Genomic DNA, 20,382 nt, shown 5'->3' with positions numbered 1-20,382 from the left:
CGGCAGCTGRGTCCGTAACAGTACAGTAGCTGCATGGGGAGAGGTRACGGACGACTTGCTTTGATGGGATTAATGACACTTTAGCTAGTTGGCTATTATTGGGGGTGGCGGTGTTCTCTTGCAAGCATTWGATGTTGTCGGCTAACGGACTGAGATGACTCTATTYGCTACTTTTGCGAGAKKATTTGCAGCTAACGGACTCTAGAGTCGTTATTGGCCATGAACCTGCCTAAAACAGCGCCAAAATCCATAGATAACGCCACCTCAGTCCGTTAGCACCTCAGATTCAGCCAAATATGGTGGAATAACGGCAGCTGGGTCCGTTAAAAGTTGCTATAGATGACTACAATCATTTCCGAATGCAAAAAGGCGTGAAACCACAGATCGAGTACGCCCAAGGTATTTACATATTCACTCCTACGTCAATTCCGCACCAAAATGCAAAGAGGGCTGCCCCCAAGTAGATAGCTCTACTTTTGAGTCAACCCCGCCACAGAAGGAGGCATTCTAGCCGCCTCTTATTTTGCTACTTCCGTAATTTTCCTACTTAATCAGTTTTTTCTGCCATTTTCCTGCTTAAATTGTTGCTTCTACGATTCTCCTACTGCTGCTTCGCTTAATTAATCTGTTGCTTCTACAATTCTCCCGCTTAATCAGTTGCTCCCACTGTTTTTCTGCTTCACCAACAACTTCCGCGATTCTCCTATTTAATCTGTTGCTTCCTCTATTCTCTTGTTTATTCTGCAACTTCTACAATTTTCCTACTCAATCAGCTACTTCCACGATTTCCCCCGCTAATCCTCCTGCTTCCACAATCTTCTCGCTTAATCAATTACCTCCACTGTCCTCCCACTTACGCGCTTCCCTCACCGCCTACTTTCTTCTTGGCATCCTCCAGAAGACTCCGGTAAGCCGGCTCATCCGGATGATCACGCACTAAGTCCTCATAGTAGCGGCTGACACGCTGAAAATAATAGGGATGAACGTCCTGTGTCGGTACTAGTCGATACGGGTCCCAGCGATACGTCTGCACTTGGTATGCTTGATTCTGCTCTTTCACCCAAAGCGCGAGTTCGCACAAACCGTCTCTCCCATCCCTAGTGGGCATATCCTCAATCTCCAAGTGATTGTACGTAGTCCCCGGGGGGATCATCCGCTGAAAGCCGCTAGACGTCCATTGGATGATATCAAGCTCAGAGCCCGCATCCGTGCCCCCGCCGGCCTGCTGCCAGCCGATAATCACATCCCAGCCTTCTTTGCGTGAAACAGGCGCTGCCGCAAAATCCGTTACTCCCCTAATTCCTCCCGTGGCCGCTGATGCAATAGGAAACCAGTTACCGGAATAGTCCTTGATGGAGAACAGGTACTGGTTATCTAAAAATCTATACATCGCCGTGATTTCGGGAGAGCCGTCACCGTCAACGTCCGCATACAATATCGCCGCGGGATTCCCCTGTTGCTGCAGCTGTACAATCTCAGCTTCTTGAGGTATACAGCTCCGGACGACAGAAAGGAAATCAATAGGATTCTTACTCATGGTTATCCCTCTTTTCGCATCATTATTCAACTAAAGTATATGCGACAGTGGACTTGGCCCATGAACACTTATGGCAAGAACAACAAAAAGACCATACATCTCAACGAAAGTTGACATACATGGTCTTCCTGGTCTTCCTGGTCTTCCTGGTCTTCCTGGTCTTCCTGGTCTTCCTGGTCTTCCCGGTCTGCCTAGTCTTCCCGCTCTTCCCTTACCCTTTAGGCGCTCCCAAGATACACCTGCGTCTGATGGACGCAGTGTATGAAACGCACGGTCTGCGTTTCTGCTCTCATCACGACCGAGTGAGTTTCTGCGCAGCCACCGAATTGATATTTCACACCGCTCAGGAAGTCACCAGAGGTGACGCCTGTCGCGGCGAAGTAAATATCGGATTCTCCGATGAGATCACGCATGCCCAGCACTTTGGAGGGATCCTTGATCCCCATAGCCAAGCAGCGCGCGATCTCGGCATCATTCTCCGGCAGAAGCCGTCCCTGGAATTCGCCACCCATACAACGCAGCGCTGCCGCGGCAAGCACACCTTCCGGTGCGCCTCCCGAACCCAYGTGCAGATCGATGCCAGTTTCGGGAAAAGCTGTCGCCATAGCTCCCGCCACATCGCCGTCGCTGAGCAAATGAATTTTGACCCCCAGCGTGCGGAGAACTAAGATTTTGTCGGCATGCCGTTTGCGATCCAAGATCGAGACGGTTAGCTCGGTTACGTCTTTTTGCAGCAGTTCCGCGGCTTTGCGTACCGTCACTTCGAGTGAATCCTCCAACCGGAGATGTCCGGCTAATCGCGGTCCTACTGCCAGCTTTTCCATATACATATCTGGAGCATGCAGCAGATTCCCTTTCTCAGCAATGGCTACCACCGAAAGTGCATTGTTTCTGCCGCTTGCGACAATGTCCGTACCTTCTAGCGGATCTACAGCCACATCATATTCAGGACCAGCACCGCTGCCCACAGGCTCGCCAATATAGAGCATCGGAGCTTCATCCATCTCTCCTTCTCCAATAACAACAGTTCCCCGAAATGGAATGGAGCTAAAAATAGAACGCATGGCAGATGTAGCCGCTTCGTCAGCGCTATGTTTATTCCCTTTTCCAGTCCACCGAGCGGACGCCAAAGCAGCATATTCTGTAACCCGAACAATTTCCAGTGACAAATCTCTTTGCATACATCCATTCACCCTTTCTACTTTTGGAATTGTTTAGTGCGTTTACGTTCTGTCAGCTAAAATAAGACCTGCTGTTTCCTCGATCGCCTTCTCACTGACATCGATGATTTGGCATCCTAGCTCACGATACAATTTCAATGCAAAAGCCAGCTCTTCTTTGACCCGCTCCCCGGTTGCATATTTAGCGCCAAAAGGGAGCCCTACTGCCTTCAAGCGTTCTGTTCGAATGCGCACCAGTTGATCAGGATTCATCGTTAAACCAATTAGTTTCTTAGGATCTAATTCATATATAATGGCGGGCGGCTTCACCTCTGGAACAAGCGGGTAGTTGGCCACCTTATTCCCTTTATGAGCCAAATAAATGCTGAGCGGCGTTTTGGAAGTGCGGGAAGGCCCAAGGAGGACAATATTGGCGTGTCTCATCGCGCTGGGATCTTTGCCATCATCACAATTTACAGTGAACTCAACCGCTTCAACCCGCTGATAATATTGCTCATCCATCTGGTAGAGCAGACCTACTTTACGCTTCGGCGAATCCTTGAAAGTATCGATGAATGCCTGCATCATAGGTCCCATAATGTCAATTGCATTGACGCTAAGTCGAATAGCTTCCTGCCGCATCATCTCCCTAAGCTCAGGGAGAACAAGCGTGTAGGCGATAAAACCGTTCACTTTCGATGCTTCTTCCACTAAGGAGCGCACTTCATCTTCTGTCCGGATCGACCCGAAGCGTTTGACCTGCACCTGGCTTGCATTAAATTGGCGAATTGTTGCTTGTACGACGGTATTCGCCGTTTCCCCTACAGAATCCGAACAAACGAAATCTAATACACTGTCCTCTGGGTGCACCGTAACAATGTTCGGATGCCTGGTCATAACGAGTGAAACAGGCATTGTGTTAGCGGCGGACTGACCTAATGTCACCTTAAGCAGATCCTTTCGTGAAACAATTCCTACTAAAGCCCCCTGTTGATTGACAATCATTAAACTTCCTACATTTTCGAGAAAAAGTGTCACGACAGCATCGCTGACCGTAACCGTCTCCCTGAGCACAACGGGAATGCCCATGACTTCTTTGACCTTCATCGCTTCAACATGCTTAAATGGTGAATTTACCTCAAGTGCTGTTTTTCCAAGAAAATAACCGACTTTCGGTTTGGCATCAATATGCCCCAGCATCACCAAAACAGCCAGATCCGAACGGATCGTAGGGCGGCTAATGCCTAAAAGCTCAGCGATACGTTCCCCCGTAATCGGGGCATGCTTGCCCACAAGATCAATAATTTCCAACTGGCGGGATGTCAGCTCGATGATGTTTCCCTCCTAAACAATTCAAAACCACCTATATAGTGTGTTCTATTTATTATATATTGTATATTATATAGCATAAAAAAGGAAAATAATATTGTTTTATAGCACATAAAATAATTTCTTATCATTTTTGGACACGTTATGTTCACGATTAAATATGTTAAAAAGCCCTCTTTCTACTTCCCCGAAGGAATGAAAGAGAGCTTATTCGTACAGCCTATTGGAAAAAGACGATGCCCATAATGCCTGCGCCTACAATGATCATAAATGGATGCAGCTTATATTTGACAATGCCCACGAAAGCGCCAATTGAGATTAAAATCGTAGCAATCTGCTGCCAAGTAATCGGCAGTTTCGCTTCGCCCCAGCCTGCCATTCCAAAGTGTATCGCCGCGAAAATAATCAAGCCAGTGACTACGGGCTTCAAGCCGTAAAAAGAAGATTTAAACCACTTATTATTATGCCATTTATACAAAAATGCCGCTAATATGATGATCAACAATAGAGATGGAAGCACCATGCCTAACGTCGCCGCAATGGCACCCATCACACCAGCCGTCTGAAATCCAATTAGTGTAGCACAATTCGTAGCAATCGGTCCTGGGCCTGACCCAGCCAAAGACACAACTTGGTTAAAAGCTTCATCTGTAAGCCATTGATTCTTGCTCACCTCGTGCTGGATGATCGGCATCATCGCGTATCCGCCGCCGAAGGAGATAAACCCAATCTTAAAGAAAGTAAGAAATAAACTTAATAACACGCTTCATCACCTTCCCTCATATGCCGTCAGCAATGAAATAATCTGCGGCCCGGTTCATCGGCGCTTGCGATTTCGTTTCTTTGCTCGCGAATGGATCTTTCATTCCCCATTTTTGCTTCAAGAAAACGACAGCAATCCCAGCCACAAAGCCGAAGACAATCACTAAGATCGGTGATATTGGGAGGAAAAGCAGGACGAGCACGGTAGCCACGGCTGCAAAAAGCGTCATTTTATCGATAATGGATGACTTTGCCATTTTGTAGGCAGCTGCTGCGATCAGTCCAACAATGGCAGCATGTATTCCGTCCATGATTGCTTGCATTTTCGGATAACTTTGGAGGAATGCGTAAACCATACTAAGGATCATGGCAATTATAAAAGTAGGAAGCGTAATGCCGATGACGGCTGCTACGGCTCCTCGAATTCCCGCCAAATGATAACCGACCAAGGCTGAAACATTCACGCCTACGCCGCCCGGAGCTGCTCCGGATATGGCAAGAAGTTCTGTCATTTCATCATCAGACATCCACCCATTCGTCTCAACGACTTCTCTGTGAATAGCAGGCAGCATGGCATACCCGCCACCAAAAGTAAGTGGGCTGATCCGCAGAAATGTCCAGAAGATGTTTATTAATTTACGATAGTTATTTATTGGCATGTTGGTTGACCTCCCCTGCACTTAATTCTATTTTGAACTAAAGAGAGTAGAATGTCCAATCATTTTTACTAATCCGTTCCTTAAACCCCCCTTATAATGCAGGACGTTCGATTATTTCAATCCCGATCATCCCGATTAAAAATCTAAGTTTAATTTATTTTGGCATAAAGGTCGACTTTTAAATGAATTGGGGTAAGCCTAACATAAGAACACCCAACCTAATCGAAAGGAATGATGAAGGATGAGCCGAATGATTCAAGCCTATTTTCACACGGAAAATCAAGCCGAAAGTACAAAAGTATTGCTGATGAAATATGACCCAGAAATGCTCGAGGTTGGACCACTGGAGGGTGGTTATAACGGCAGCGGACGGCTGCTGCTTCCAATTATGGAAGGCGGCGGATTAGTCAATGAGGCGAACATGAACAATAGCATTGCCATGGTTGATGTGCCTCCGACCGCAGCCGCTAACTCTTCCAGCTATGCAAGCGACGGTGATGCCCAAGCCCTTAATTATGTGCTCTCTTGCAGAGTAGCGAATGCAGATTATTCGGGAGCTGCCGAAATAATTCGCCGCAACCATGGGCATCTGGAGGAACTTAAAGAGTAGATCGACCCGATCACGCAATTCATCATACAGTCCACCTCCACCATACTTGCCAATAACAAATTTTAAATAAACTAGCGAGAATTCCGCTAAGGCTTTACTAGGGGAACTGGAATCCTCTATTCCGAGGAAAACGAGTTATTTCCTCTCGAAGCGGAACTCTAGGACGTTATTCGGCCGCGATGCCACGATTCATGGGTAAAAGTGGCCGAATAACGGATCGTAGTTCCCCTTGGATTCGAAAAACTCACCTTTTCAGAGGAATAGCGTACTCTAGTTCCTCCAGCTATACGGTAGCAGCTAGCACCTCCAAATAAAAAAAGAGCCTGCCGACATCCATCGGCAAGCTCTTTTTATGCTGTTTTCGTCYGCCGCTTCTTCATGGCATAATTCGTGATATAGACCCCGGCGACGATAAGTATCGCCCCCAAGAGGTGATACATTCTCAGCGATTCGCCTGTAAATGCCGTTGCAAATATCGCGCTGAACATCGGGATGAAGTTCAGAAATCCAGCACAGCGCTGGGGACCAACGATTTCGATGGCTCGATTCCAGCTCAGGAAAGCTATGATCGAAGCGAATAATCCGATATAAATGAGTCCAGAAATAAGGGCTGAATTCCATGCAATGTGTGGGGATTTCACTGCTACTTCGGTTAACGATAGCGGAATTAGCATGAACAATGCGACGATAACCTGTGCCAGCAGCAAGGGGCTGGATGGGAATCGCCCTGCTACCTTTTTCATGCCAACGGAATATAATGCCCAACAAAGAACTGCCGTTAGCATCAGCAAGTCCCCTTTATTAAAGGAGAGATGAAGCAGCGCTGACAAGCTCCCTCGGCTAATGATCCAGCTCACCCCGGCCATCGAAATCAGAATACCCGGCATTGCCGTCCAAGCCAATTTTTCTCGCATAACCAGCCATGTTAGGATCACCACAATAATCGGCGTAGCGGAATTCATGAGTGAAGCGTTAATTGAACCCGTATATTGAACCGCAACGTAAGTCAACGTGTTAAATCCGGCAACACCGGTCGCTGATAAGAACAAGAGCATTTTCCAATTCCGGAGAAATTCAGCCCTTAACCGCCAAGTTTGCTGGCCATAGAAAGGTAGAAGCAGGAGAAAAGCAATGCCCCAGCGTAAAGCAGCCAGCGTAATTGGGGGGATATGTTCCACAAGCGCTTTGCCAGCCACAAAATTGCCTCCCCAAATGCAAGTGGCAAGCAATAAAAGTATGTAGGGGGATTGTCGTATCATGCTCAGTCGTGCTCCTTCATAACTCATCATATTGGCTACTTACCTGTACATGATAACATATGACGGAATCGACAGGGTGATGAGTTCGCAAGGCTTGTCACAATTTTAAGCCTATTTTTGATTAACACAATAGTATACTCTGCATACTAGACCCTATCTCCCTTGTGCAAATGCAACAGCATCCTCAGGATTCGTTGACAGGTGGGATTCATTTCCTTTACGATGGCTAAGTAATTATCCAATGGTTCAATACATGTTAGGAGACTTCCGTCATGCCAAATAGCTTTGTTTCTCACCTTTATTGCCCGAAATGCGCGACTCCGTTCACGATCGAAGACAGACATCAGTTGTGCATATGCGGCTCACCGCTTTTAGTAGCCTATGACTTGGAGCGTTTGGCGCTATCCATGGATCCTTCACAGCTTCGCGACCGCGAACCTACGCTTTGGCGCTATCGTGAGCTTCTACCTGTTCTACATCCGGAGCATGTTGTCACACTTGGCGAAGGCTTCACCCCACTGCTTCCAATGCCAAGCATCGGCGCAGATATGCAAATCCCCGGTCTGCTGATGAAAGACGAAGGCTTGCTGCCTACCGGTTCTTTCAAAGCTAGGGGCGCTGCTGTGGGAATTTCCAAAGCCAAAGAGCTGGGCGTGAAAGAACTCGCCATGCCAACCAATGGCAATGCAGGCGCAGCTTGGGCTTTGTATGCGGCCAGAGCTAAGATGAAATCAACGGTCATCATGCCCGTAGATGCCCCTCTCATTACTCGTAATGAATGTGCGATCTCCGGGTCCAATCTGTATCTGGTTAACGGTCTAATCAGCGATGCCGGGCGCATTGTCGCCGATCTCGTGAAGTCTTATGGTCTCTACGATGCTTCGACACTCAAAGAGCCCTACCGCATCGAAGGCAAGAAGACGATGGGGCTTGAAATCGCTGAACAGCTGGGCTGGAAGCTGCCTGATGTTATTTTGTACCCAACTGGCGGCGGCGTTGGATTGATCGGTATTTATAAAGCACTTCAGGAGCTGCAAACCTTGGGTTGGGTACAAGGGAAATTGCCGCGCTTAGTCGCTGTTCAAGCGGAAGGCTGCGCACCTATCGTCAAAGCGTGGGAGAATCAGGAGAAAGCCTCGGAATTTTGGCAGGACTCCAAGACGGTTGCCTTCGGAATCAACGTTCCAAAAGCGCTTGGCGATTTCTTAGTCTTAGAAGCCATCTATGCGACCGGCGGATGCGCGGTTTCCATTCATGACGAGGAGCTGTTGCGAGAACAACAGCGAATCGCAGAGCTTGAAGGAGCATTCGTGTGCCCAGAGGGAGCGGCTACGTTCGCAGCCGCAAGGAAGCTGAAACAATCCGGCTGGATCGCCGAAAATGAGTGCGTCATTGCGCTCAATACAGGGGCAGGCATTAAATATCCGGATACCGTAAACGTACAGGTTCCTGTCTTGCAGCCAGAGCAGCGGATCACGAGATAGGGGACCCATGAGTGAACAACGAATTGAACAAAACGCTTCTAACGGACATGCAATTATTCGCGGCGGCGCTCGCACAAGTGAATGTCGTCGTCATACAGTGCACAGCGGATGATATCCCCGTTTTTCTAACGGTAGGGAAAATCAGAAAATATACGCCTTTTGAGGTACAGATAGGTGAAATATGCTATTTGCGAGAAGAAAGCGAGTTTCGCATAAAAGAAGACTGACCTAACAATTTAATAAAAAGTCACTTCACAATAGGACCCCAAGGGAATAATTTCATGTAAGTACTTGTACATGGCCTCCTTCTCCCGATTCTGAAGACGTCTATCAGCATGAAAATCGAAATAAATCAGACTATCAGCAACATCATATTTGACAAAAGATAAATGACCGCAAGGAAATAGCCGATGAATGGCTTCAATAATGCCATACTGGTTCAAATTCCTGCGTTTTGCCGTTTGAACCACCGCCTCTGGAATGTCCTGCGGCGGTGGAACTTTATCCGTTTGCACCAAGTTATAAGCTTTCACTTGGTAGCAAACATATGGATATAAGTAACCGCTTGCATATCGTTGCAGACACTCAGCATCCTTTTCCGATAAGATCAAATCTTCGTTCCAGGCATAGATCGTCGCTTTATGCTTTTCTGGCGTATGAATTCGCACATATTTCATATGCGGAAAACGATTTTTCACCAATTGCTCCGATAATAGACGAGTTCCCACCTTGATCACCTCTTCGGATTATTGACCACTCTACATGATATGTTATTAAAAAGAGACAGCTAACCTTTTGCTACGAAAAGGTTGCTGTCTCTTTCTTCTCATCTTATTCGGGTACGGATAATCCTAGACCCTCTGCGATACGAATCCCATATTCGGGATCTGCCTTATAGAAATGTGCGATCTGTCTAAGCTTGATTTCATCCGACTCCACGGGCTTCATAGCGCCAACAATCGTCTGAACAAGCCGCGAACGCTCATCCTCACTTAAAAGGCGGTACAAATCACCAGGCTGCGTATAGTGATCATGATGATCATACCCTACGCTGTCAGCTGCTCCTGATACTTCAAAAGGCGCTATTTTGCTCTCTGGCGATTCCTTCGGTCCACCTACGCTGTTCGGCTCGTAATAGACCGAACTTCCACCGTTGTCATCCGCGCGCATTTGTCCATCGCGCTGATAGGTGTTCACTTCGCTGCGCGGCCGGTTGATCGGCAAAGCCTGATGATTCGCCCCTACCCGGTAGCGATGCGCGTCCCCGTAGGCGAACAGGCGGCCTTGCAGCATTTTGTCCGGCGAAACATCAATCCCTGGGACTAATGTCCCCGGCGAAAAAGTCGCTTGCTCAACCTCCGCAAAATAATTCTCCGGATTACGATCCAGCACCATGCGGCCTACCTCAATTAACGGATAATCCTTCTGCGACCATACTTTTGTCACATCAAAAGGGTCAAAGCGATACGTGTTCGCATCTTCAAGCGGCATGATCTGCACACACAATTTCCAAGACGGGAAATCACCTTGTTTAATCGCATTGAACAAATCTTCCGTATGATAATCCGGATTGTCTGCCGCAAGCTGCGCTGCCACATCAGTCGCTAAATTTTGAACACCTTGCTCGGTTTTAAAATGATACTTCACCCAGACCCCGGCGCCTTCGCTATTCACCCATTTGAACGTATGGCTGCCGAAGCCATGCATGTGCCGCAGTGTCGCAGGGATGCCGCGATCCGTCATCAGAATCGTCACTTGATGCAGCGACTCCGGTGATAATGACCAGAAATCCCATACGGCATTCGGGTTTTTCAGATGCGTTTGCGGGTGGCGTTTTTGCGTATGAATGAAATCTGGAAACTTAATCGCATCGCGGATGAAAAACACCGGGGTATTATTTCCTACAAGATCATAATTGCCCTCATCCGTGTAGAATTTAACGGCGAATCMGCGCGGATCACGTACGGTGTCCGAGGAGCCATTTTCACCCGCAACCGTCGAAAAGCGCACAAACAACGGCGTCCTTTTACCAACCTCCGCAAAAAGACTTGCTTTCGTATACTGTGTTAAATCCTGCGTAACTTCCAAATAACCGTGCGCCCCTGCCCCTTTGGCGTGAACGACCCGCTCCGGCACTCTTTCCCGGTTAAAGTGCGCCAACTTCTCTAGCAGGTGGACATCCTGGATCAATGTAGGGCCTCTCGCCCCAGCGGTTATGGAGTTTTGGTTATCCCCAACAGGAGCTCCCCAGCTCGTTGTCAGTTTATTTTTTTCCGTGCTCATTGCTCAATCACCTCTTAAGTATAATTGTGAAGCTCCCGTCTAAGCGCTCTCATCGCTGACAGGATATGGGTGTGACAACCTTCTTTTGCCTATTTCATATGTATTCGGGAACCTGTCTTGTTATGAAAAAGAAAAGCCTAGCAGAGAGATCACAGATCTCCGCCAGGCTCTTCTCATTAACCCTTATTATTTTAAAATGTAGCTGGCAACTTCACTCAAATCCTGAATATCAATGACACCATCCGGATGGACATCCGCTTTGCTATTCCAGTTAGGATCCGTGCTCGTTTCTCCATAATGAGCTGCAATGAAGGCTAAGTCGCCGACGCTCACTTGACCGGAATTATTAACATCATAGCCATGACTTGTGTTCACAGAAGCTTGGAAGGCTGACAATGCGGCATTCAACTCAGCAACTGCTTGCGTAATTTCAGCTTGCGTGACATTCGTATTCGCCTGAACCGCTTTGGCCTTCATAATTGCAGCCAGAAGCACCGCTTTCGAGCCAGCTGGGTATTCTCCTTGACTGATACCTTCTACCGCCTGTGCATATGTCGACTCCGCCGTACTAATAAGAGCATTCAACGCGGACAAGTCGGCATAGCGAATCGTAATTAATTTCTCCACACCTGCGAAGGTAGTTTCCACACCATCTGCATTAGCGACCTGTGCAGTGCTATAGACGTTGGTGGCAACCGTGCTGCTCACTGATTTGGCTCTGAGCTGAAGCGACAGCAGATTGCTATTGCCCGTCACACCGTAATCAGTGCCCAAACTAACCAAGATGATTTGCACCTTGCCAGGTGTGTTGTAAACACTGCCTACAACACTTACCCCATCTTGCAAGCCTTTGGCAGACACATATTCGAAGTAAGCCGGATCATAGGTAAAGCTCACATTTTGCGCGATAATGGGTTCCGTAATGCCATTCAGCCCGTAGGTAAGCGAGAGCGTCTCTCCGGGTTTTAACGTGCTTCCACCACTTAAAGTAATACCAGGCTCTTGTGGTTCACCCGCAGGCACCGTAATATTCGGCATTGGCGGCTGGGTCATTCCTCCACCGAGGTAATAACTCACATGAGGCGGCTGGTTGTAGCCAGTATTTTCACGGGCTACACCTAATCGGTAGACAGGATCATGCATAAGGGTATAGAAGCGATGATCTGTTACATCGGTTGTCATATATATGCGCAGCGCACTGCTGTCTTCAAGCCGCCACATCGCTTCTTCACGCCAATCACCGAATAGATCGGCTTGCAGGGCTGGGTTCCCTTTTGTCCCATTGTTAGAGAAAGTCCCTTCGGCTGAAAGCAGCGTCTTTACTTGCGAATTCTCATAATCCCATTTCAAAATGTTACCTACACCTGTCTGCGTCGTATCGTTGAAGGTATGATCGAGCAGCTCTCGCTGGAGATCTCCATCCCACCAAATCGCGAAGTTCGCAGGCGGAATATGCGTGGAAATCTCATTGCCCTTCACGTCGTACATGCCCCCGGAGGTGCTGTTCCAGCCTCCCGCATCAATAGCCCAAGATTCAGCACCTTTGTACCGAGGGTCGATATCGGCGGACATGCCACGGCCTACATCATAGGTCGTAGGTTTGCCCCAAATCAGCTCGCCTGTTTTCGCATCGCGGAATTCCAAGCCTGCACGGCTCGGCTTTTCCTCATGAACCTGAAAAACCTCGTAGCCTGGACGATCCGGGTCCAAGTCACTTAAATGCATGGCATCTCCATGTCCCAAGCCCGTTGTATAAAGTCCTGTACCGTCATTGTCAACCGCCATTGCACCATACACAATTTCATCTTTGCCGTCTCCGTCAACGTCAGCAACGCTTAGGTTATGATTTCCTTGACCTGCGTAGCTGCCGTTTCCAGGCGTGTTTGAATCAAACGTCCACGCCTTAGTTAACTGTCCGTCTTTCCAGTTATACGCGACAAGAACTGTTCTTGTGTAGTAGCCACGTGCCATAATCAGACTCGGGTGCTCGCCATCCAGATAAGCAATAGCTGCCAGAAAACGGTCAACCCGGTTTCCGTACGTATCTCCCCAGTTCCCAACTGTTCCCCTTGGAGGTTCGTAGGAAGTATTCGTAAGCGTTTTACCTGTAGCACCTTCAAAAATGCTCAAATATTCAGGACCGGTTAAAATGTAACCGGATGAATTACGATAATCCGCTGCCCCGTTCCCAAGCACGGCGCCAGCTCCATCGATGGTTCCGTCTGCCGTCTTCATTGCGATTTCCGCCTTGCCGTCTCCATCCAGATCATACACCATGAACTGCGTGTAGTGAGCTCCAGCCCGGATATTTTTACCCAAATCAATCCGCCATAATTGTGTGCCGTCAAGCTCATACGCATCAATAAAGACATTGCCTGTGTAACCAGACTGCGAGTTGTCCTTGGAATTGGAAGGGTCCCATTTCACGACATATTCGTATTGTCCATCGCCATCCAAATCACCAACGCTGACATCATTCGCATTGTATACATAGGCGACCCCATCCGGAGTAGTACCCCCTGTAGGTCTATTTAAAGGAATATCCAAATGATTCGTTTCCATGACAGACGTGCTGTCCGAAGCCGTTTGTTCAATTCCACTGAGCAGTRCTCGAACCGTATAGGTCGATTGCAGCGTACCTTCCGTATCAAGGAAGTTGGTGCTTGAGGTGATCGGGGAGCTGTTAATCTTCTGGCCGTCCCGATACAGATTAAATGAGATGCTGCTTGGCTCTGTGCCAAGCAATCTCCATCCAACATATACACCATTGCTCACTTTAATTGCGGTAGTGCCTCGTTCTAGACGTTCCATTTGTCGTTGGAAAACTTTTTTGATCGGTGATACGACTGATGCCGTGAGATCGGATAGTCCCGCCGAATTAACCGCCGCAATTTTGTAATAATAAGGAACATTCGTTGTCACGGTTTGATCAACATACGAGGAATCCGACGATCCAGCAATTTTAGTATAACCTCCCGCTTCGCTTGCCGATCTGTAAACATAGTAGTATACAGCTCCGGAAACGGAGTCCCAGTCTAAGCTAACTGAACTTTCTGTTGCATTAGCGATTTGAAAATGAGCGGGAACAGCTGGCTTTTGGCCTGTTCCATCTGCGACGGTTACCGTCAGCGGGTCGCTTTTCGGTGATTCATAACCACCGGTCGTGTTCGTAACTGCATACGTGTAAGTTAAACCAAGCTCGACTGCGCTGTCTGAATACACGGCTGCGCTCGTTGTTCCGATTTTGGCATAATCAGCTTGACCTTCTGTTTTCCTGTAAATGCTGTATTCACTCACGCCCTGTGCGGCATTCCAGCTTAGCTGCACACTTGGAGATGGCGCGACGCTCACACTGTCAACCTTGACACCGCTCATGACTACGGCTGGCGTAATTTCGATAGCATTGACACGGCCGTCATTGCCGCCAATGTCTACATTCATCTGCCCGTCTGCGACAGTAACAACAGCGGTGATATCCTGAAAACTGCCGCTGGCTGTATTCGTAGCGCCTCGATTTATTCCCTCAATCGTAACAGCCGTCTTATTGCTTGCCGTTCCATCGCCTGCGGAAACTTTTACGAAATAATCCCCATTTTCCATATCCACTTTAAAAGAGAAGCTTTTATCAATAACAAAATCTCTTAAAGTATCGCTGTAATTAGCCCCACGGTCTCGGCTCGCTATTGTTTTGCTTAGACCAAATCCAGTAGCACTGCTGTACAACGTGGATTCAGAAACTCGTGTAAAACCGGGAGCCACAGGACTTGTCGCTGTTCCGAAGTCAAAAAGGTAGGCTTGCTGCGCAGCCAAACCCGCCTTAGGAAGCAGTGTTGAGCCTGAAAATACGGCAAACGCCATCGTTGCGCTTAAAAAAAGCGGAAGTTTTCTCATTTTCATTTTCGCGTTCATCTACCTTTCATTTGGCCGATTGGAAATTATCGTAAGCTGCGAGAATTAATACAGCCGCTTCAGCTCGTGTTGCATTGTCACCAGGCACAAAACTGTTATTGTCTCTGCCTTGAATCAGTCCCGCTTTTCGTGAAGCTTTGATTTCTTGCAGCGCCCAAGCCGGAATCTGATCTTCATCAGCGAAGGAAACCGCCCCATCGGAGTTTGTCTCCAGACCGATTGCCCGTGCGACCATAACCGCCATTTCAGCACGTGAAATGAGGCGATCTGCTCCAAAAGAGTGATCCTCGTAGCCTGTTACTACACCTGCCGATGCTGCTTCAAAAACATAAGCTTTGGCCCATTGCGGGATATCGGCGATATCGGAGAATTGCATATTCTGCGCGTCCTTGCTAGTAAGTGAAATTGCTCGTACCAGCATAGCAGTGAACTCCGCTCGCGTTACCTTGCCGTCCGGTTGGAACGTCCCGTCATCGTAACCGTTTACAAAACCAAGTGATGCCGCTCTCTCGACTGCTTTTTGTGCCCAATGATTGGCCATATCACTAAATGTAATCATAGTTCCCATCTTAGGCGTAATAGCCATCGCAAGCTTGGAGTCGGAAGTGATCGTTGCTGCTTGCATCGCGCTCGTCACTTCTTTGACCTGAATAAGCTTGACCTCGGCTTGACCCTCAGACAAATTCTCAAACGTAAAGGAAGCAAGTTCCACATCCCCTGAATCCCCCGGTAATTTTCCAACTTTGGTATGGGCAAAAACAACTAGCCCCTCTTTCACGATTGCTGGAACAGAAAATCCGTTCATCGGACTCGTTCCTTTTATAAAACGCAAATGCTCCGTATCATAAGACAATCGAATTTCGTAGCCATAAAGGTCTGTCACATGCGTGCCTTTTACAACAACTCTCACTTGACTCCCGACTTGGGTTTCTTGGATTTGATTACTCGTAACTGATATGGAATAGCTGGCAGACTCAGCCGCCATGGCTTGTACCGGAATAAATGCGATGCACAGAAGTAAGCATAAAACGAATAACAACCCTCTCTTGTTCAACATAGCCTCCGTCCTCTCTGTGATGTGAATGGATACGGGGAGGAAAGCAGCATACTTGCTGCCTTCCCACCCGTTAAGTTAACTAAAATCCAGCTTAAAAGTCCTCATTAATAATCAGCTGAGCAAGTGCGGAAAGATCGACGATATCAATCACTCTATCGTTATTGATATCAAATTGTTTCCATTCATTCCAATCTGGGCTGGCATCCGTTTTACCGTACGCTTTAACCATAAGCGCCAAGTCGCCAATACTTGTTTTGCCATCATTCGTATAGTCACCAACAACCTTCGTAACCACGGATTGACGGAAAGTTTGAAGTTTGACTGTAAGCTCAGCAATCGCTTGATTAATAAGCTCTTGACCAATAGTCGGATCATTCGCTGCCAGAATCGCTTTATCAATAGCAGCTTGCAGAATCGCTTTGGAGCCGGAAGGATACTCTCCAACATGGCCGCCTTCAACAGCGCTGCTAATGACTCCTTGTGCTTCAGCAATTAGAGCATTCAACTGTGTTTTGTCTCCGGAGCCAATTTGCACAGCGTACGAACCGCCCTGCAACTGCTGCTCAGTGCCTTCACCGTTAGCAACTGTTAGTGCTGAAACAGCTGCAGTTCCTACGCCGGATTGCACGGAGGATTTGGCCGTCAAGCCGATGGAGAAAAGCGGACCGTTCGGACGCGCTTGTTTGTCACCGAAATGAACGCCAAGAATGCGAAGCTTGCCAGGTGTTAATTTGTAATCAACGACTTTGAAAGTGTCTTCATCCAACGAAACAGGAGGCGTATTGTTAATATCCAACTTGGATGTATCCACATCTATGGTGATATCCTCTGCCACTACTTCCGTGGAAACATGTTCCAGGCCGTAAGTAACATTGAAAGATTGCCCTGGCGTGACAGTATCAGGCCCGCTTAAGGAAGCGCCAGATGTAAACGGCTTCAAGTTAGGAATCGGAACCTTGGACCAATCTGTATCTGAGGCAAAATAAAAGCTCGTATACGCTGGCTGATTATATGCTGTATTCTGTCTTGCAATCTCAGCACGGTATTGTGGATCATGCATTAACGTGTAGATTTTATGATTCGTTACATCCGTGCTCATATAAATTCGAATTGCTGAACTGTCTGTCTTACGAACGAGTAACTCCTCACGCCAATCGCCAAAAATATCAGCAACAAGGGATGGGTTCCCTTTCGTGGAGTTATTTGTCGTCGTGCCTGTCGCCGTCAGTGCTCTAGCCCCACCCCAAACATCAATCGTTGGCGTTGAGCCTTCTGCACCATTCACAATTTGCGTTGTCATGTTGCCAGCCCATTTGATGCTCATGTTTGTGCCTGGCATGGAAGTTCCTAATGTTGTGCCATCAGCCATTCGAAGGGCAGTAGCCCACGTTTCGATACCTCTTTTGGTTGTATCTACGTCGCCGATCATGCCACGGCCTGTGTCTTTCCCTGTGTATGCGCCATAGATAGTTTCCCCTGTCTTGGCATCACGGAAAGAGTAACCGTAAGGTACACCTGTCGCACCTTCGTGAACCATGAAAATCTCTAAGCCAGGGCGATCAGGGTTAATGTCAGTGACGTGAAGCGCATCTCCATGGCCGAGCAGCGCATAGTTCCCTGCATTCGGTCCTGAAGCAATCGTATCTCCGGAGCTGTACAACAATTTGCCGTCATGATCAATCGTCGAGGAACCGTATACAATCTCTTGCTTGCCGTCCCCGTCCACATCAGCGCTTGTCAAGGAGTGAGCTCCCTGCGTTGTTAGTGTTGCATAAGCAGGATTGGAGCCCTCTCTACCGTGAGGGGTATCATTGAACGGATTCGTCATTTTCACCCATCCGCTGTCTACGAACCAGTACTCCTCCAAATGTTTACCATTCCAGCGGTACGACACGATGGTACTTCTCGTATAGTAACCTCTGGCAATGATCGCATAGGGGTTCTGACCATCCAGATAGGACACACCGGCTAAGAATCGGTCCACTCGGTTGGCTGGCTCGATTCTTCCGAGCGCGTAATCCCCCCACATCAGTCCGTCATCTTCACGCCATGGCTTGTATTGGATGGTCTCCATTTCTTTGCCTGACGCACCTTCAAACACCGATAAATACTCTGGACCATCTACAACAAATCCTTCAAATTCGCGTAATTTGTTATTTGTGCTACGACTTGGGGCATACACGTCAATAAAATAATCGGCTAAAAGCTTGGCATCCCCTTCAGAAAGCGGATAAGAGTACTTTTTGGCGATGCCGAAGCATTCTTCCAAGGTTTTGGGCCATGAACCGTTAAGCACCTCTGGATGCTTATCCCAATTCATGAACATGTTCACCACATGATCGTAGTAGCCTTCAGCACTCAACCGGTAATCGTCCGTATTGGAGTAACCTTTGGCAATATCTTCGCCCGGCATCGTGATGTAATTCGTGGATGTCACATTTCCTTGAGCATCGTACTTGGTCACCTTCGTACCTGGCGCTGTTTTGAACATCATCTCTGACTTTCCGTCACCATCGAAATCATAGACCATGAATTGCGTATAATGTGCGCCAGCTCGAATATTGACCCCAAGATCAATTCGGTACAATAACGTCCCGTCAAACTTGTAGCAATCTACATATACGTTGCCTGTATACCCTTTTTGAGAGACGTCTTTGGAATTGGACGGGTCCCATTTGACGAAATATTCGTATTGGCCATCTCCATCAACATCGCCAACACTCATGTCATTTGCTTTGTAGGTGTAGGCTTCGCCTTTTGGCGTCACGCCATCTGCTGGCTTTTTCAATGGCAAATCGTAGTAACCGCTGCCCCATGGTGTAACAGTGGCGCTTTTATCCACTTCATTTCCATTAGCGACCGCAGCTACGTAATAGTGCGATGAAGCTGTTCCTGTGTTATCCAAATAATTCGTACTATCGCTGATCGTGGCAATCTTCGCACCATCTCTATACAAATTAAAGTTTGTCCCCGTTAATCCCGTGCTGGAGTAACCTGTTACCTCATTGCCAAGCAGCCTCCAACTGAGAAACACACCATTTCCTTTGACAACGGCCGCCAAGCCACGATCCAAATATTCCAATTGGACGCCTGACGTCGTCCCCTGATTGCTTGATTGTTCATTGGCTGCTGCTGTTCCGACCATGCTGCTGAACATCACCATGCAGCCAGCTGTTATAGTAAGCGCTTTCTTGGTGAAGCTGAATTTATTGTTCGCCATGCTTTTTGTCACCTTCCTTATGGGAGATATGTCGCGATTTTATCAGAAAATGATATATTTCACGATACAATATGTTTCTTTTTATCAGCTTTTGTCGAAAGATGTGAGTCGTTACGACTAAAGGAATACTTCGACCCAGGACTTTCGGCGTAAAGTCAATATATGCCGTAACTGAAGGTTATGTAGATATAAACATTCATTATTTCAACTTTTTTTGTGACGTTCCTTGAAAGCGCATCCAACTCATCCCCACTTATCCCCTACAATTACATCATGGAATAGATCTTTTTGGTTATTCTCGGCCTCCTTTCGTCGTAAATAACGAGCTTGATGATGCTTCGTCCATGTTTCTCACTACCTCTCAAATGATACATTGTGTATTTTTTATTTACCAAATAAAAAACCGTTATTTTTGTTCAAGAAACAGTTATATTCCGAAAATGACGGGGACGGGCTGCTCTTTATTTGCTTCTGCCGACGCAAGAGACTGGCGGCTCATTCATGGGGAACTAGAGGACGCTATTCCCCTCAAAAGGGCCGATTCCCTCTGCAAGTGGAACTACGGGCCGCTATTTTGCCCACCTTGCACGATAATCGTGCCCCGGCGGTCAAATAAGACCCCACAGTTCCGCTCAAAGAGGAAATCGCTCGATTTCCTCCGAATAGAGGACTCTATGCGGCTAGAATAGTTCCTTTAACTGGAGCCTTAGCGGAGTCCTCGCTAGGTTTTTGTAATTTGTTCCTGGCGGGTGAGGTGGAAGTTAGCTGCAGGGTGAATTGGTTGATGAGAATGTGTGGGATTGGTAAAGTAGCTAATACTGAGACTGACAGATTGACTTGTCAGGCTTTTTATTTGTTTCTGCCGACGTAAGAGACTAGGTGGCTCATTCACGGGGAACTAGAGGACGCTATTCCCCTCAAAACAGACAAGTTCCCTCTGCAAGTGGAACTACCGGCCACTATTTGGTCCACTTTGCACGATAATCGTGCCTCGACGGCCAAATAAGACYCCACAGTTCCGCTCAAAGAGGAAATAGCTCGATTTCCTCCGAATAGAGGACTCTATGCGGCTAGAATAGTTCCTTTAACTGGAGCCTTAGCGGAGTCCTCGCT

General features: G+C 47.7%; 14 protein-coding genes and 1 pseudogene. 3 read left to right on the top strand and 12 right to left on the bottom strand.

Annotation, left to right across the window (positions count from 1 at the left end; all coding sequences use genetic code 11):
- Positions 1–853 precede the first annotated feature (853 nt).
- The 5 genes from AC1DUA_RS02355 to AC1DUA_RS02335 all read right to left on the bottom strand — a co-directional run bounded on the left by AC1DUA_RS02355 (position 854) and on the right by AC1DUA_RS02335 (position 5,447).
- On the bottom strand, positions 854–1,537 hold the full coding sequence (locus AC1DUA_RS02355) for a hypothetical protein (protein WP_477498199.1): 684 nt from the start codon (positions 1,535–1,537) through the stop codon (positions 854–856).
- Positions 1,538–1,755: 218 nt separating this feature from the next.
- On the bottom strand, positions 1,756–2,718 hold the full coding sequence (glpX, locus tag AC1DUA_RS02350) for a class II fructose-bisphosphatase (protein ID WP_477498198.1): 963 nt from the start codon (positions 2,716–2,718) through the stop codon (positions 1,756–1,758).
- Positions 2,719–2,760: 42 nt separating this feature from the next.
- On the bottom strand, positions 2,761–4,008 hold the full coding sequence (gene ppsR / locus AC1DUA_RS02345; protein WP_477498197.1) for a pyruvate, phosphate dikinase/phosphoenolpyruvate synthase regulator: 1,248 nt from the start codon (positions 4,006–4,008) through the stop codon (positions 2,761–2,763).
- 238 nt (positions 4,009–4,246) lie between these two features.
- Complete coding sequence (locus AC1DUA_RS02340) at positions 4,247–4,789, bottom strand: chromate transporter (RefSeq protein WP_477498196.1); 543 nt, start codon at positions 4,787–4,789, stop codon at positions 4,247–4,249.
- A 16-nt stretch (positions 4,790–4,805) separates the two neighbouring features.
- On the bottom strand, positions 4,806–5,447 hold the full coding sequence (locus tag AC1DUA_RS02335) for a chromate transporter (protein WP_477498195.1): 642 nt from the start codon (positions 5,445–5,447) through the stop codon (positions 4,806–4,808).
- A 241-nt stretch (positions 5,448–5,688) separates the two neighbouring features.
- Between AC1DUA_RS02335 and AC1DUA_RS02330 the strand changes: the two genes are divergently transcribed.
- Positions 5,689–6,057 carry a hypothetical protein gene (locus tag AC1DUA_RS02330; RefSeq protein ID WP_477498194.1) on the top strand — a complete coding sequence of 123 codons (369 nt, stop codon included), beginning with the start codon at positions 5,689–5,691 and terminating at the stop codon, positions 6,055–6,057.
- 350 nt (positions 6,058–6,407) lie between these two features.
- Here AC1DUA_RS02330 and AC1DUA_RS02325 read toward each other — a convergent pair whose 3' ends face one another.
- A complete protein-coding gene (locus tag AC1DUA_RS02325) occupies positions 6,408–7,316 on the bottom strand; it encodes a DMT family transporter (protein WP_477498193.1) in 909 nt (302 codons plus the stop codon).
- Positions 7,317–7,588: 272 nt separating this feature from the next.
- On the opposite strand from AC1DUA_RS02325, the gene AC1DUA_RS02320 reads away from it, so the two are divergent.
- A complete protein-coding gene (locus AC1DUA_RS02320; RefSeq protein ID WP_477498192.1) occupies positions 7,589–8,800 on the top strand; it encodes a threonine synthase in 1,212 nt (403 codons plus the stop codon).
- Positions 8,801–8,811: 11 nt separating this feature from the next.
- Positions 8,812–9,027, top strand: coding sequence for a hypothetical protein (locus tag AC1DUA_RS02315; protein WP_477498191.1), 216 nt, complete (start codon positions 8,812–8,814; stop codon positions 9,025–9,027).
- Between the two features lie 9 nt (positions 9,028–9,036).
- Here the strand turns inward: AC1DUA_RS02315 and AC1DUA_RS02310 are convergent, their stop codons facing one another.
- The 6 genes and pseudogenes from AC1DUA_RS02310 to AC1DUA_RS02285 all read right to left on the bottom strand — a co-directional run.
- Positions 9,037–9,528 (bottom strand): hypothetical protein, encoded by a 492-nt coding sequence (locus AC1DUA_RS02310; protein ID WP_477498190.1) that lies wholly within the window; start codon positions 9,526–9,528, stop codon positions 9,037–9,039.
- Positions 9,529–9,631: 103 nt separating this feature from the next.
- On the bottom strand, positions 9,632–11,083 hold the full coding sequence (katA, locus tag AC1DUA_RS02305) for a catalase KatA (RefSeq protein WP_477498189.1): 1,452 nt from the start codon (positions 11,081–11,083) through the stop codon (positions 9,632–9,634).
- A gap of 186 nt (positions 11,084–11,269) precedes the next feature.
- Positions 11,270–14,980 (bottom strand): rhamnogalacturonan lyase family protein, encoded by a 3,711-nt coding sequence (locus AC1DUA_RS02300; RefSeq protein WP_477498188.1) that lies wholly within the window; start codon positions 14,978–14,980, stop codon positions 11,270–11,272.
- A gap of 19 nt (positions 14,981–14,999) precedes the next feature.
- A complete protein-coding gene (locus AC1DUA_RS02295; protein WP_477498187.1) occupies positions 15,000–16,049 on the bottom strand; it encodes an S-layer homology domain-containing protein in 1,050 nt (349 codons plus the stop codon).
- A 91-nt stretch (positions 16,050–16,140) separates the two neighbouring features.
- Positions 16,141–16,344, bottom strand: a complete 204-nt coding sequence (locus AC1DUA_RS02290; protein WP_477498200.1) for a dockerin type I domain-containing protein — start codon at positions 16,342–16,344, stop codon at positions 16,141–16,143.
- Between the two features lie 642 nt (positions 16,345–16,986).
- Positions 16,987–19,269 (bottom strand): annotated as a pseudogene (locus AC1DUA_RS02285) (rhamnogalacturonan lyase); the annotation flags it as partial.
- Positions 19,270–20,382: the final 1,113 nt, after the last annotated feature.

Source organism: Paenibacillus sp. 01T422, assembly GCF_056398785.1.
Note: the sequence above shows the minus strand (reverse complement) of the source record. Positions and strands in the feature narration are given on the sequence as shown.